Genomic DNA, 278 nt, shown 5'->3' on the forward strand with positions numbered 1-278 from the left:
AACGGCGAGCTGCTGGGTCAGGGCGTCGTGGGCCTGGACGTGGAGCTGGAGACGGCGCGGGAGCTCGCGCGCCATGCCGCGCTCAACTGCCTCGCCGCCGCTGTGCAGGCGGTGGGCGATCTGGACCGGGTCCGGATCGTGCAGATGCTGGTCTTCGTGGCCGGCACGCCGGACTTCGGTGAGCAGTCACGGGTCGCCAACGCGGCGAGTGAACTGCTCATCGAGGTACTGGGCGAGAACGGACGGCACGCCCGCACCGCGATCGGTGTCGCCGGGCT

The 278-nt window shown here is 71.2% G+C and carries 1 protein-coding gene; it reads left to right on the forward strand.

Going from position 1 to position 278, the window contains the following annotated elements; translation table 11 throughout:
• A partial coding sequence (locus tag KUM44_RS39690) for a RidA family protein (RefSeq protein WP_254390789.1) occupies nt 1–278 on the forward strand: 278 nt, incomplete at both ends.

Source organism: Streptomyces sp. AC550_RSS872 (genome assembly GCF_019049285.1).
Classification (GTDB): domain Bacteria; phylum Actinomycetota; class Actinomycetes; order Streptomycetales; family Streptomycetaceae; genus Streptomyces.